The 14897-nt window shown below is 42.5% G+C and carries 10 protein-coding genes and 1 pseudogene; 9 read left to right on the top strand and 2 right to left on the bottom strand.

Going from position 1 to position 14897, the window contains the following annotated elements; translation table 11 throughout:
- Window positions 1-157: 157 nt before the first annotated feature.
- From pilG to JMX95_RS08330, 9 genes and pseudogenes are all read left to right on the top strand, one after another.
- The gene (gene pilG / locus JMX95_RS08370) at window positions 158-535 is read left to right on the top strand and encodes a twitching motility response regulator PilG (RefSeq protein ID WP_045453505.1); all 378 of its coding nucleotides are present in this window, start codon (window positions 158-160) and stop codon (window positions 533-535) included.
- Between the two features lie 282 nt (window positions 536-817).
- Window positions 818-1180 (top strand): response regulator, encoded by a 363-nt coding sequence (locus tag JMX95_RS08365; protein WP_045444033.1) that lies wholly within the window; start codon window positions 818-820, stop codon window positions 1178-1180.
- Window positions 1181-1183: 3 nt separating this feature from the next.
- Window positions 1184-1714, top strand: coding sequence for a chemotaxis protein CheW (locus JMX95_RS08360; protein ID WP_055124771.1), 531 nt, complete (start codon window positions 1184-1186; stop codon window positions 1712-1714).
- A gap of 516 nt (window positions 1715-2230) precedes the next feature.
- Window positions 2231-3304: pseudogene (locus JMX95_RS08355) on the top strand (methyl-accepting chemotaxis protein); the annotation flags it as partial.
- Window positions 3305-3416: 112 nt separating this feature from the next.
- Window positions 3417-4391: a CheR family methyltransferase gene (locus JMX95_RS08350; protein WP_227676007.1), complete on the top strand. Its 975-nt coding sequence runs from the start codon at window positions 3417-3419 to the stop codon at window positions 4389-4391.
- A 30-nt stretch (window positions 4392-4421) separates the two neighbouring features.
- A complete protein-coding gene (locus tag JMX95_RS08345; RefSeq protein WP_201560525.1) occupies window positions 4422-11330 on the top strand; it encodes an Hpt domain-containing protein in 6909 nt (2302 codons plus the stop codon).
- Window positions 11320-12324, top strand: a complete 1005-nt coding sequence (locus tag JMX95_RS08340) for a chemotaxis protein CheB (RefSeq protein ID WP_045444048.1) — start codon at window positions 11320-11322, stop codon at window positions 12322-12324. Before JMX95_RS08345 ends, JMX95_RS08340 begins: the two co-directional genes overlap by 11 nt.
- 17 nt (window positions 12325-12341) lie before the next feature.
- A complete protein-coding gene (locus JMX95_RS08335) occupies window positions 12342-12857 on the top strand; it encodes a hypothetical protein (RefSeq protein ID WP_201560524.1) in 516 nt (171 codons plus the stop codon).
- Window positions 12858-13003: 146 nt separating this feature from the next.
- Window positions 13004-13531 (top strand): cytochrome b, encoded by a 528-nt coding sequence (locus JMX95_RS08330; protein ID WP_109591815.1) that lies wholly within the window; start codon window positions 13004-13006, stop codon window positions 13529-13531.
- Window positions 13532-13640: 109 nt separating this feature from the next.
- Here the strand turns inward: JMX95_RS08330 and minE are convergent, their stop codons facing one another.
- Both minE and minD read right to left on the bottom strand, forming a co-directional pair.
- Window positions 13641-13931 carry a cell division topological specificity factor MinE gene (minE, locus tag JMX95_RS08325; RefSeq protein ID WP_055124765.1) on the bottom strand — a complete coding sequence of 97 codons (291 nt, stop codon included), beginning with the start codon at window positions 13929-13931 and terminating at the stop codon, window positions 13641-13643.
- Entirely contained in the window at window positions 13931-14746 is an 816-nt protein-coding gene (gene minD / locus JMX95_RS08320) for a septum site-determining protein MinD (RefSeq protein ID WP_045444058.1), read from the bottom strand. The genes minE and minD overlap by 1 nt, the downstream gene beginning before the upstream one ends.
- Window positions 14747-14897: the final 151 nt, after the last annotated feature.

Here is a 14897-nt window from a genome sequence, read left to right as displayed (position 1 = left end):
TGGCAGATGATATGTCGACTGTCATAACATATGGTAATGCAAATTTAGCGTCTCATATCAGTCCAATAATGGATGATATGACAAGTTGAAATAACCGTTAAATTTTTGCATTGATGGATGGTATTAAGAATAAATAGTCGTTTATAGGACACTGATAATGGAAAATAATTTTGATGGTTTAAAAGTAATGGTAATTGATGATTCAAAAACCATTCGCCGTACCGCAGAGACTTTATTACAAAAAGCGGGTTGCGAAGTTGTGACCGCCATTGATGGTTTTGATGCTTTAGCAAAAATTGTCGATAACAATCCAGATATTATTTTTGTCGACATCATGATGCCGCGTTTGGATGGCTATCAGACTTGTGCGCTAATAAAAAATAACCCTGATTATGCCAGCAAACCTGTGATTATGTTGTCGTCTAAAGATGGCTTATTTGACAAAGCGCGTGGTCGTATCGTGGGTTCAGATGAGTATCTGACCAAGCCATTTAGTAAAGATGAGCTGTTCGAGGCAATTAATCAGTACCGCTAATATAAATAAGTCCGCTTGTAGATATATCGTTAAATATCGTCTTACAAGTTGGTATCATTTATGCATTGCTATGCTTTATATAGAATCAGATAAATTAGGCTAGGCATTACGGTTAAGAGATTTAGTATTGATAAAATATTACTAATAATTGCTTAATATTTAATCGAAACTGTTAAGAGAGTGGCCCTGCCATTCATGGTTGGCGTGCTACTTTCAGTCGGATTGTCTCAATAATATAACAACATATCCTTATGGATACTTTCGAAAATAAAGGAAATTCCTATGACTACAGTTTTAGTCATTGACGACTCACCATCTGAGATGGCGAAATTTCGCGACATGCTTGCCAGACATAATTTTAAAGTATTAGAGGCCATAAATGGTGAGCAAGGTTGCCAGATGGCGATTGATCACTTACCAGATGTCATTTTAATGGACGTGGTTATGCCTGAGATGAACGGTTTTCAGGCCACTCGTAAAATTACTCGAGGTAAAACCACCGCGCATATTCCAGTGATTATGATCAGTACCAAAAATCAGGAAACCGATCGAGTTTGGGGAAAACGCCAAGGCGCTAAAGAGTATATGGCTAAGCCCGTTGACGAAAATGGATTGGTTAATATCATTCGTAAAGTAATGGAGTAGATTGTGGCTTCCAGAGGGTTTATTGAGCTTCTGCGTTTAGCAGACTTGGCACGCGCGCGCAAAAGTGGACGCCGCGGTGGACAAGAGTATGACTGGCAAGGTGTGGTATTCGAGATTGGCGGACAGCGGTTAGTTGCACCGATGGGTCAAGTATCAGAAGTATTGGCCATGCCAGAGTATACCAGCTTGCCTCTAGTGAAGCCTTGGATGCTAGGCATCGCCAATATTCGCGGACGCCTATTGCCAATCACTGATTTGTCTCAGTTTCTACAGGTTCCTAGTCGTTTAACGCAAATGAGCCAACGCAAAGTCATTGTCATTGAACATGACAATCTCTTTTCAGGACTGTTAGTGGATCAAGTTATTGGGATTGAACAATTTACGCATGATCAATACCGTGCAGAAGCTATAGAGCCTAATTCGCCCTTTGCTCCTTATAATCACGGTAAGTTCTTTAAAAATGAGCAAGATTGGTATGTTTTTATGCCAAGCCTGCTCGCACAAGACCTGCAGTATACCGATGCTGCAATATAGCAGTCGATAACAGCTATCTGGCTGCTATAACGATGACGAAATAATAGCGAATGACATGATACAGTTGGGTGTCAGTATTCATACAGGCTTTGCTAATCACTGTTGTTTTTATAGCAATAAGATTGTCAAAGTCAGTCACGATGAGACTTTGATGATTGTTTGAAAGGAATACGTACGATGAGTGATGTTATAAAGAAACCTGTAGCTGGTACGACCAATACAACAGATGGCAAGGACGCTAATAGCAAGTGGAAGTTATTGTTAGGGTTTTTTGTGCTAATAAGTGTGGCCTGCCTGATTTGGCTGGTCAATTCGTTATCGTCAGTAAGTCAGTACTTGGCTGATTTTAATCAATCCGTTACTTTACCAGCGATTATATTTGTCGTAGGGGTATTAGGCATCCTCTTTGCTCTGTATCAGTTACTGAAGCAGCGTGGGGGATCAGAGCGTCTACTCATTGAAAAAGAAACCTTGCGTCGTCGTCAGGAAGCAGAAGCGGAATCTGAGCGAGCGCGTCAAATTCAAGAAGAAAACGAACGTAACCAGATTGCTATTCTACGTCTACTTGATGAATTGGGTGATTTAGCAGAAGGTGATTTGACGGTTAATGCCACCGTATCAGAAGATTTTACTGGGGCAATTGCTGACTCAGTGAACTTTGCGATTGACCAATTACGTCAATTGGTTTTGGTTATTAACAACACGGCTGACCGCGTTTCGCAGTCTTCAGACCAAACACAGATGAATGCAGTCGAACTTGCTGAAGCATCTGAGCACCAAGCACAAGAAATTGCTGGTGTATCAGCGGCTATTAATGAGATGACAGTATCGATTGACCAAGTTTCGAACAACGCTTCAGAATCAGCGACTGTTGCTCAGCGCTCAGTAGCCATCTCTCATAATGGAGCGGAAGTTGTACAGCGCTCTATTGAAGGTATGAACGTGATTCGTGATCAGATTCAAGAGACCTCAAAACGTATTAAACGTCTGGGTGAGTCTTCGCAAGAAATTGGTGATATCGTTGGTTTGATTAATGATATTGCTGACCAGACCAACGTTTTGGCATTGAATGCTGCTATTCAGGCATCGATGGCAGGTGAGGCTGGTCGAGGCTTTGCGGTCGTTGCTGATGAAGTCCAACGTCTTGCTGAGCGTTCAGCTAACGCTACCAAGCAGATTGAAACCTTGGTAAAAACCATTCAGGCAGATACCAACGAAGCAGTTATGTCAATGGAATCTACGACCTCTGAAGTTGTGCGCGGTGCACGTTTGGCAAAAGATGCTGGTGAAGCGCTAGAAGAAGTGCAGAGCGTTTCTAATACCTTGGCTGACTTGATTCAAAACATCTCAAACGCCGCTTTGCAGCAGGCAGAATCTGCTGGTCACATCTCTCATACGATGAATATTATTCAAGATATTACCTCACAGACCTCTTCTGGCACAATGGCAACCGCACGCTCTATTGGTGAGCTAAGCGAAATGGCTGCAGCATTGCAAGAGTCAGTCACTGGTTTTAAAGTATCGAACGATGATGAGCTACTAGAAAACGAGATGTTGGATACCGAAGAAGCGTTATCAGCAAGTGTGTAATGACAAGTGTTAACGTCAAGTAGGTGTGAGACCACTGACCGTTTTTAAATTAATGTGTTAATAAAATACTGTGCAGATACGATGATTTGCAGCAGTGACTATAGCAGGTGACGTGAATAATTTTACTCAACCAGACAGCAATCCTATCAAAGCAGTCAAGCACTCGTTGATTAAGGGTTTGCTGCAGGCAGACAGTTTTGATGTGCAGCAGTGGCAGCGATATATAGAACAAGAGATTGGTTTCGTTCTACCCAATGTCCAGCTGCAATGGTTGATAAATGCGATTGAACACACGGCATTATCACATGGATTGACAGTTGAAAAGCTGTGGTGTCAACTACCAAAGAATGATGAAGTACGCCAGCAGTTATTGGATAAAGTACTGATTCACGAAAGTCGTTTTTTTCGCCATATGCCTTCTATCGATTTTGTCACAAAGAGTGCATTACAGCATCAGCGCCAGCAGCTTACTGCCACTAGTACTGATCGTGGTCACAACAATGATGCTAATGATTTATTTCGCATTTGGAGTGTTGGTTGTGCCAGTGGACAAGAAACATGGTCATTGGCGATGGGCTTGGCTTCTGAACAATTGATTAATTATACGATATTGGGTACAGATGTTAGCCAACAAGCCATTACAAAAGCACGACTAGGGCAGTATGATAAGCGGCAGCAGTCGTTAATTCCAGACCTGTGCCAGCAGTTCGTTCAGCCATTGCGAGCTAAGTGTGATATCAGTCAATCGCATTTTTATAAGGTGTCTACCGCAAAAAAGGCGATGACTGGCACTCAGACCGACTGGCAGATTGCGCCAACGTTACGACGTTATGTTAGCTTCGCTTTACACAATATTATTGAGCAAAAACCACCTACTTCGCACCTTCAGCATGTCATTATCTGTCAAAATATGCTGCTATATTTTCGCAAGTTTGATCAGCGTGATATTTTGGCAAGGCTATCAGAGCAGTGTGCGTTAGGTGGATATATTATATTGGCTCCAGGTGAGGCGTTGTTTTGGCGTCCTTCAAATATGCGCCGTATTGCGCACCCACAGGTTAATGTGTGGCAAAAAATTAATGTCTAAATTAGTGCCTAGACAAGTTAGGATAACCCTATGAAAAACCAGCCCAATGACATAGTGACGCTTGAGTGGTTATTACCACTGTTTAATCAGCAATTATCACAGATATCTGATGGCTGGCAGTTAGACGCTGATAGCACTGATTACGAGCAGATGGTGCAACATTATCATCAGGTTGGCGGCGCGCTAACGATGATTCGCCTTAATTTATTAGCAGATCTTGCCAATAAACTGAGCTTGCTGGCAGACGTTAGCAGTCGCGATAGTATTTCTGCTAACGACCGCCGCATTGGTCAGTTTTCTCATCGCTTACTACAGCGTGAGTTGAATCAATACGCAGGTATGGGTAATCAAAACACCATTTTAATTGATAATGCTGCTGACGAGCTTACTCAAGCACTATCGAAACTGGGGGTAGCGCCAGATATCTCGGTCAGCTTGGCGAATACTCAGCATAAGAATCTAAATAATCATGCTATCGATGATCATATTATCGATGGTATTAATAGCATCGAAGTGATGATGCCGGCGAATAGAACGGCGACGCATTTAGCTGATTATCACTATCAACAATTATTACTGGTTTGGCGACAGCAAGTACAAGCGTTATTGAGTGCCAATACCAATCAGCCGTCCTTATTGACTACACTAGAAAGAGTTAGCCAATACTTATGGCAGACCACTCAACATGATGACTTACAACGCCTTTGGTACTTAACGGAACTGTGGCTAAATGACCTTGCTCATAATGATACCCCATTACCTGAGCATTATGCGTCATTGCTAAGTCAGCTGGATCAAGTAATAGAGTCTCGCACTCAGCAAGCTGAGTTGTCATCAAGCGTTATTCGAAGCTTAATCATAAGGGTGTATGTCGAACTAAATAGCCTTGCTCAAAGTAGCAAGCGCACTCAGTCACTCCTAAATGATTTGTCGCAAACGTCGTCAACGGGATCACGTTTTTTACCACGTATACTCAGTGAGCTTGAGACACTTATCTTTACTTTGGATAAGCCAGACACGCTTCTCATTCCTTTACAGAAAATACAAAGTCAACTCGAAGGTCGAGGTTGGACTTATTACGTGTCGCAAATACATGCAATTGCTACAGACATAGAGCAGGCTCTATCATCAGAAACAGGATTTGCGCAAGAACAATGGCAGATTGAGCGTCAGCTTCAAGAGCTATATAACGCTATCTATCATACTGAACAGACGATATCTCTCAAGATAGGGGATGCTGCTTCTTTTACGACATTGTCTGCAACGTTTGAAGGTATTGAAACGCAGTCGGAAACAAGTCCTGCGACAGCTTCTGTTGGTGGAAGTTTACGTGAGCTGCGCATCGCGGTAGAAGATGTCAAACAAAGCTTCCATGAATATGTACAGCGTCAAGACATTGACTTACTGCCCATTGCTGCTGATTTTACCGATATTGGTGATGCTTTTGCCGACATGGGATTGCCATCAATTCGTCAAACCATGAATGATATGGCAAGCATATTTACACAATTGACCATTCATGAGATTGACGTACTCAGTTGGGATGTGACTCAGGCATTGGCTGAAGGGCTAACGTCTATTGAATTGTTGCTTGACTACCTTGCACAGCAGGTTTTTGACCAGCAGCTATTAATGCGGGCAAATGAGTATACTGCGACGGCCGCCCAACTTCTTACTCATTATATTGCATCGCCAGAGACGATTAGCGACACTTTCCTTACCCAAAAATCCGTAGCGACCAACGTATTGCGTTACGATGATAGTGGCGAGATTGCTCCTGCTAATAGTCAAAATGATGTTGCTAACCAAGCTTTGACTGATGTAGATCATGAGCGTGTGGTAGGGCAAGATACGGCTGATGGTGATAGTACGGAGAGTGACGCATTAACGCGTGCTCGTGAGCAAGTTAAGCCTGATAATTTTGAGATGGACGCAGAGATTCGTGACATCTTTATCGAAGAGGTGACGGAAGTCATTGCTGATTTAGAAGACTTTTTACCTATTTGGCAGCAAGATTCAAAGGATTTAACCCCACTCACTGAAGTGCGTAGAGGGTTCCATACCTTAAAAGGCTCAGGACGTATGGTTGGGGCTTTTAGCATCAGCGAGATGGCATGGTCAATCGAAAATCTTCTCAATCGTCTTTTAGATAAGACGCTGCCTGTCACAGATGACGTCGTAAATCTGGTAATGGATACGGCAAAACGGCTACCAGCATTAGTGGTAGATTTTGAAGCGCAACAATCTCCAAGCTTTGATCCTGCTATTACTATTCTACAAAGCCATAATCTCATGACACAGCAACCTATCAATGCTGGGCTGACCATATTAGATGCTGTCACTGCTGATTCAGACTCAGCATTAGAACTATCGCATCCATTTGATGATGATGCTGAACTGCTAACTGCTCTCGACATGAGTAATGAGTCAAACGAGACAACTACTGATAGTACAAAGAGCACTGCTGTTGCTTCCTTATCTGCTATTGATATTCCAGCGATACTCAAACCTTTTATGCAAGAAACCGAGCAGCTATCGGCAGATGCTCATGATGCCGATCCTGATATTAAAGAGATATTCTTAGAAGAAGCTGATGAAGTATTGGCTGAGATTGTACCTTTATATGAAGATTGGCGATTATTGCCAGCCGACTTAAGCGGATTGGTGGATATTCGTCGAGGGTTCCATACCTTAAAAGGTTCCGGTCGTATGGTCGGTGCAAATTATACGGCTGAGCTGGCTTGGGCTATAGAAAATATGCTTAATCGCATTTTGGATCATAGTGTGACTGTCTCAGCAGATATGCGTCAGCTTATTGCTGATGTGCTAGCTGCCTATCCTGCGATGCTAACAGTATTTGAAAATGACAGCCAAAATTATCCAGCGATGGTGCCTTTATGGATCGCATGCGCCAATGCTTATAGCAAACAGCAAGGGGACGAATTTAGCTATTCTGCTTTGTATGAGCAAGCATCAAATAGTTCTGAGGATGAGACCATCCAAGCGTCAGTACCATCGCCTGCTATTGATGAGCATAGCCCGACCCAAGATAATCTTAATACAGAGATAGATACCACGCTGCAGACGATTAATTCTGTCAATGAAATGATAGCAGAAGCGCCTATTTATTTAGCACCGCAAAGCGAAGAAGAAAAAATGTTTTGTGAGATTTTTATCGACGAAGCAGAAGGACTGTTGCAAGATATTGACCAATTCGTTGATGAGCATCAAGATCAGTCTTATATTGAAGTGACGGATGAGATTGTCCGCGCATTTCATACCTTGCGAGGGGCTTCAGGTTCTAGTGCTTTAGCAGCGATCAGCGAGGTTAGCGCAACGATAGAGCATAGCTTAGAGCTACTGCAGCAGCAAGATACTGCCATGAATGCTCAACATCTAGAAGCATTGGCGAAGTCTGCTACGCTAATGGACGGTTATTTAAACAACTATAAGCAAAACGTTCAGCCACAAAATATATCGATCGAAGATGCACAAAGTCAGCAAGATATAGCCTCATTGCAAGCTATGCTTGGTGAGCAATACGTCATTAGCGATGATAAGGTCACGGCTGATAACAAACCAACGATAGAGCAGTTGTTAGACAGTAATATTGATGAACTATTGGATGCTGAGTGGGAATTAGATGACGCACTTAATCATTCTGAGACAGCACATGTTCAGGGCTATATATCGCAGCAAATATCGCAAATAGCTTACTTAGCCAATAAAGCAGAAGCGTTTCCAAAATTCACTTTTATTCTTAATGAGTTGGGTAATGCTTATGCCTATTTGAGTGATAATATTGATACAGCAAGAAATATCGATACCCAAGCGGTTTTACACGCTGGTCATGCTCAATTGGTTGGTTTGTTCGATGCATTGGCTGGTAGCACGTCATTGAAGATTGACCAACAAGTTATTGAAGATCTACAACGTATTTACCAAGACGATGATAGCAATGGTGATGAGGGTATCTTTGTCGTGAGAGCCGTTGCAGCACCTGAGCTACAGCTTGAATCTATTGATACTGATGCTGAGCTATTAGAGATATTTTTAGAAGAAGCTCAAGAGCTCGATGCCGCGCTGGATGAGAGTTTTAATAAGTGGCGTGCTGATATCAGCAATATAAATGCGCTAAAAGTTTTACAGCGCCATCTGCACACTATCAAAGGTGGTGCGCGAATGGCAGGTATTCGTAGTATTGGTGATCTGACCCATGAAGCTGAAAGTGTCTATGAAGCATTTGTAGAGAATAGAAGAATACCGACACCACAATGGCTTGAAATAATGCAAATAGTGCAAGACACAATGTCGTTGCAAGTACTGCATATCGTAAATCATAAAAAATCATTTTTTGCTTCAGCGCTGATAGAGCAGTTACAACAGTTTGTAAAAGCCCAAGCCTTGCCAGAAACGGTAGAGCTAATCATACCTATACCGAAAACCCACTTCGAACCTGAAGCACAAAATAGGGTGGCTAACAACGCTCACCTCAGCGCTGACGTATCTGATACCTTGAGCCTAGACATGATGATTAAACAGTCATGGGCGAATGGTTTGCCAGATCCTGATATATTGTCGGTGTTTTTAGAAGAAGCTGAAGAGCTTACCAATCGTAATAAGTATCTGCAACTGTTCTTAACAGATACCAATAATACGACAGCATTACAGGCATTGCAGCGTGATTTGCATACCATCAAAGGTGGCGCACGAATGGTCACCGCAGCTGGTATCGCTGATCTGGCACATGAAATGGAATCGGTTTATACAGATTTTGTAGATAATCGTCGTCCTGCTACCAAAAAAGTATTGGAGTTGCTGGTTGCCAGTCATGACTGGCTTGCTGATGCAATATCTATCCTTAGACAACATGTCAATCCACCGACGCCTGCGCTATTGATTGAGGCATTGCAGCAATTTAGTAAAAATCCTGACAGCTTAAAGCAAATTCCTAAAGAATCCCTACAATCGCAGCATGAAGCGCTCTTTATTGCTAGAGAACAGCAAGACTCACAGTATCTGGCAAAAGATATTAGCGAGATGCCCTCTATGCTCAGCAGTACGGGTGAGGAAGATCAGAGTGCCAATAATAATGAGATGATTCGTATCTCAGGTGGTTTGATCGAGCATATGATTAACCTGTCTGGTGAGTCAGCCATCAACCGTGCTCGTATCGATATGGGCATGAGTAGCTTGACCAATAGTATCGAAGATATGGGTATTACGGTACAGCGCTTGGCTGATCAGTTACGTCGAATGGAAATCGAGCTTGAGGCGCAGATCTTGTCGCAGATAGACGATGAGCTGATTAATCATGAAGGGTTTGACCCTCTAGAGATGGATCAATATTCTTCTTTAAATCAGTTATCCAAATCTTTGACAGAGTCAGCCTCAGATTTGATTGATATTAATCATACTTTATTAGAAAAAACACGAGACAGTGAAAGCCTTTTATTACAGCTGTCTCGTACACAGACCGAGTTGCAAGATGGGCTTATGAATTCACGTATGGTGCCGTTTACGCGCTTAACGCCACGTCTTGAGCGTATCGTACGACAAACTGCCAATGAGCTGAATAAATCTGTCGAATTAACGATCATCAATGCCGATGATGAGATGGATAGAACCATTCTAGAGCGCATCACTTCACCGCTTGAACATATGCTCCGTAACGCCGTCGATCATGGTATCGAAAATACCTCAACGCGTTTAAAAGCAGGTAAAGAGCGTAGTGGTCGCATTACTCTTGAGGTAAATCGAGAAGGTAGTGAGATTGTCATTCAGTTAATAGATGACGGTCGCGGCATCGATGTAGAAGCCGTTCGTAACAAAGCCATTTCTCAAGGCTTGATTGATGCCAATGATAACAGCCTAACAGATCTTGATATCATGCAGTATATTTTCCATGCTGGATTGAGTACCAGTAAGCAAGTGACGCAGATTTCTGGACGTGGCGTGGGCATGGATGTGGTCATCAGCGAGATTCGTCAATTAGGTGGTGCTGTATCGGTTGTCTCAGAGCTGGGTAAAGGCTCACGCTTTACGATGCGCTTACCACTGACGGTTGCGGTATCTGATGCATTGGTTGTGCGTGCCGCGGATCGCTATTATGCGATACCTTTAGTACAGATTGAGCGTGTGGTACGAATTAATCCAGAAAAGCTTTATGACTATTATCAGTCAGGCGATGCAACGTTGAACTTTGAAGATGTTGATTATCGAGTGCGTTATTTAAATGAGATTTTGTCAGGCAATGAGCTGAATGAGCTGGTCGTTAATACCAATACCAGTTTGCCACTTATTATCATTAAGAATCGTAGCGGACAAAATATTGCATTACAGGTTGATCAGATTGCAGGGTCACGTATTGAAGTCGTGGTCAAACCTCTAGGACAACAGTTATCGAATCTACCAGGTATTTCAGCAGCGACTATCATGGGCGATGGTTCAGTAATGCTTATCTTAGACCTGATTGCTTTGATGCGTAATGCGCAGTTGGTCAAAAATATCTCGCAATCTGCTGATGCTAAACGGAGTCGTTTAGAGTTTAAGTCTACTATTTTAGTGGTTGATGACTCTGTTACCGTACGTAAAGTGACGTCACGTTTCTTAGAGCGCCAAGGGTTTACTGTGGCCGTGGCAAAAGATGGTATCGATGCAATTGAGATATTACAAGACATGATACCAGACATGATATTGCTCGACATTGAGATGCCACGCATGGATGGTTTCGAGGTGGCTACTCAAGTGAGACACAGCAAGCGCTTACAACATATCCCAATCATCATGATCACATCACGTACAGGTGAAAAGCATCGTGAGCGTGCACTAGAGATTGGCGTGAACGATTACATGGGTAAGCCATTCCAAGAACAAGAGCTACTTAATAAAATCCAGCACATACTGGGTCAAAAGGTCAGCGTAACTTATGAAGGATAATGCACGTGTCTTGGCGCTAAGAGGAAAAAACAAGGACGATATTAAGGTGATGGTAGTGGCAGAAGACCATCATCAGCGTATGGCCTTTTCAGATACTGTACGCAGTTGTGGTTTTAGCCTTGTTGGCTGTATGTCACGGGCGCAACTGCAAGAAAAACAGGGGCGCTCTGATACCTCGATTGACATCTGGCTAATAGATAGTGATTACGACGACAGTGTGGTAGCCGCGACCACGGCATCTAAGCCTGCTGCGGTGTTGGTGGGTTTTAGTCAAGCACCTTACTTAAATGAAGCGCCGCAATATGCCAAATGGCAGCGCAAATTAAAGCGTAAGCTGGCACATATGTTGGCATTACCCGTTTTAATGGATGCACCCGTGCACAAACCTGATAATGCTGATGCAGACTGGCGCTACGTAGTATTTTTGGGTGCTTCTATGGGTGGGCCTAGTGCTATAAAAGAATTTTTGGATAACTTGTCGGCGACGCTACCGGTGTGTATTTTGCTGGCGCACCATTTTAATAAAACGATGATTGGCACACTGCCACGCATCCTGAATCGCCATAATGACTGGCATTGTCAGGTGATTACTTCTTCGCAGCGTTTAAGAGCAGGACAGTGTCTTATAGCTCCTATTGATAAACAAATTGTTTGTGACTCTACCGGTCGAGTCATATTGCTAGAGCAAGCTTGGGAGGGTGAGTATAAGCCCGCGATTGGTCAGATTCTCAAAAACACCAGCGACGTTTATGGTAGCGAGCTTATCAATATTATATTTTCTGGCATGGGTAATGATGGTTCGCAGTATCTGGATCTTATTCAAGAGAATAACAGTCAATTGTGGGTACAAGATCCCAGCTTAAGCGCTTGCCCAAGTCAACCTCAGGCGATTATTGATTCAGGGTATTGTGGTTTTATTGGCAGTCCAGCGGATTTAGCACAAAAACTAACAGATTATATTGATGAAAGATTAGTAGTAGCCTCTTTGCATTAACTGATTGTGAGCGATGTATGAAACAAATTTTGAAACATTCGTTTGAGGCAGTGAGTTTACTGACCACGAATAACGGTATGCTTGATGTCACTATTGTGCCAGCATTTGACCAACCTGACTGGCTTATTCCAAGCAGCCTGATTTTGAGTGTGGATGATTATAATGAGCGCACGGCAACCTATGAATGGCAGCAGCAAAAGGTAGTGGTATGTCATCTGCTACCACAGGATCAAATGCCAGATACCATGATTGTATTAGAGGGCAATACTACCGATCATCGTTTAGCTTTACAAACGGCAGGCGAGCTGCACCAGCGACAAGTGCGTATTTCTGAGGTCAAAGATATTGACGTTCCTGAGCAATTTAACAGCCCTAAGCATGCCGATAATATAGACAGCGACAAAACAGCCCTACCTTTTGATGAAAACGTTATGCTATCCTATCTTTTCCAAACGGTTATGATTGATGATAAGGCTTATTTGGTGCCCGACTTAGACAAAATTGCGCATCAATTGGTCGATTTAGACAGATAGCATCTCGCTTATATCGGGGTTTATTTCTACTATCAGAGAAATAGGGTTATCCAATTACTTTGATGATTGCTAATCGTTGAATGAGTGGTTGTTTTGTCTATAACATTGATGATAGATAATTAGTGATGAGGGTAATAGGACAGCTCATGAATAGTACCAATTCAAATGTGTCAAAGTGGCCAGTCAGCAGCCGGATATTTCACTGGATCAGTGCAGTTTTACTGTTGGTTACGTGGATAATGATTCTGTTGTACGATAATTTGGATAACAATCTTTATATTGGGTTGCATAAAGCGTTTGGTATTAGTTTGTTATGTTGGATGATAGCACGGGTGCTTAATCGTGTATTTATTAAGGCGCCGCCACCTGTACCGATGCCAAAGTGGCAGTTATTAGCCTCTAAACTGTCGCATTTTGGCTTATATGCTTTATTAATTGCAATGCCAATAGCTGGTTTGCTGATGTCCGTTTATGGTGGACGCCCCGTCGATATTTTTGGCTTGTTTCAAATCCCTGTATTTGTCACACCAGATAGAGGGTTGGCACGCTTTTATAATGACCTGCATACTGATATTATTTGGCCGACCATTATTGCCTTTACACTTATTCATATCGGTGCTGCTCTATATCATCAGTTTGTCAAAAAAGACAATTTGATAGCGCGTATAAAATAATGGTATCAAAATAATCGTAGGCTGCTATAGGTAAACCTACTATTTCATGCAATATAAAAAAGCCCTAAGTGATGATACTTAGGGCTTTTTTGTTTTTCTAAGACAGCGCTTATTTTTTGTGTTCAGGTAGACTGATATTCATCTCTAATACGTCTAGGCTGTCCTCAGAACGATGATTGATATTCACATCATCAATCTGTACGCCATTGACATATTTGTTGACCACTTCTAAAATCTCACGTTTCATTTTTTCGATACGATCAGCTGTTAAGCGGTTGTTTAAGCGATTTTCGCTCGCAACGATAACCTTAAGACGCTCAGTAGCCATATTAGCGCTACCTGCGCTACCACTGTCGTCAGTACCAAATAGGCTACTCCAAAATCCTTTTTTCTTCGTCATCATTGACCTCCAAACCAGCGCTGTAATAGACTCTTTTTCTTCACGTCAATATGACGTAGTGGGCGTTCTTCACCTAAGAAGCGGGCGACGATGTCATCATAACATTGACCAGCAACTGAATCGGTATAATGAATAACTGGCTCACCATGGTTAGATGCTTCAAGCACTGAGTGACTTTCAGGAACAACCCCAAGTAACGGAACTTTTAGGATATCATTTGAAATGGTATCAATGTCCATCATCTCGTTGGCTGCTGCACGCTCAGCATTATAACGAGTAATAATCAAATGCTCACGTACAGAGCCTTGGTTTTCTTCAACCTTTTTGGTCTGGCTTTGCAAGATACCGATAATACGGTCTGAGTCACGCACTGAAGAAATCTCAGGGTTGGTGACGATGATCGCTTCATCAGCATGATACATGGCGAGTTGTGCACCGCGCTCAATACCAGCTGGTGAATCACAGATAATATAGTCGAACTGTTTAGACAGCTCAGACATAACCTCTGCCACCCCTTCGTCTGTCAGGGCGTCTTTATCACGCGTTTGACTGGCGGGTAGGATATACAAGTTTTCAAGCTGTTTGTCTTTGACCAGTGCTTGCGACAAGCGTGCGCTACCAGTGATGACATCAACAAAATCATAAACAATTCGGTTTTCACAACCCATGATTAAGTCTAGATTACGTAGACCCACATCAAAATCGATAACGACTGTCTTATAGCCACGCAATGCTAAACCTGCGGCAAAAGAGGCACTTGTCGTGGTTTTGCCCACACCGCCTTTACCTGAAGTGATTACAACTATCTTCGCCACAATGGCACACTCCTATGAATCAATGGGATATCTTTTATATAAAAAAATAGCGCAATTGCACATTATTCACATGCTATATATACACTACCTGCGAAGGTAGCCTAGCATAAATAAACAAAAATTTATAGCACGTCCATAGTAAAGCAGAAAA

The sequence above is a fragment of the Psychrobacter sp. NC44 genome, from assembly GCF_904846655.1.
GTDB lineage: Bacteria > Pseudomonadota > Gammaproteobacteria > Pseudomonadales > Moraxellaceae > Psychrobacter.
Note: the sequence above shows the minus strand (reverse complement) of the source record. Positions and strands in the feature narration are given on the sequence as shown.

What these genes read in the sequence shown, in the direction of transcription:
- JMX95_RS08335 (WP_201560524.1), top strand. Translation starts at nt 12,342, where the DNA reads ATGAAACAAATTTTGAAACATTCGTTTGAGGCAGTGAGTTTACTGACC.
- JMX95_RS08330 (WP_109591815.1), top strand. Translation starts at nt 13,004, where the DNA reads ATGAATAGTACCAATTCAAATGTGTCAAAGTGGCCAGTCAGCAGCCGG.
- pilG (WP_045453505.1), top strand. Translation starts at nt 158, where the DNA reads ATGGAAAATAATTTTGATGGTTTAAAAGTAATGGTAATTGATGATTCA.
- JMX95_RS08340 (WP_045444048.1), top strand. Translation starts at nt 11,320, where the DNA reads ATGAAGGATAATGCACGTGTCTTGGCGCTAAGAGGAAAAAACAAGGAC.
- JMX95_RS08345 (WP_201560525.1), top strand. Translation starts at nt 4,422, where the DNA reads ATGAAAAACCAGCCCAATGACATAGTGACGCTTGAGTGGTTATTACCA.
- JMX95_RS08365 (WP_045444033.1), top strand. Translation starts at nt 818, where the DNA reads ATGACTACAGTTTTAGTCATTGACGACTCACCATCTGAGATGGCGAAA.
- minE (WP_055124765.1), bottom strand. Translation starts at nt 13,931, where the DNA reads ATGACGAAGAAAAAAGGATTTTGGAGTAGCCTATTTGGTACTGACGAC.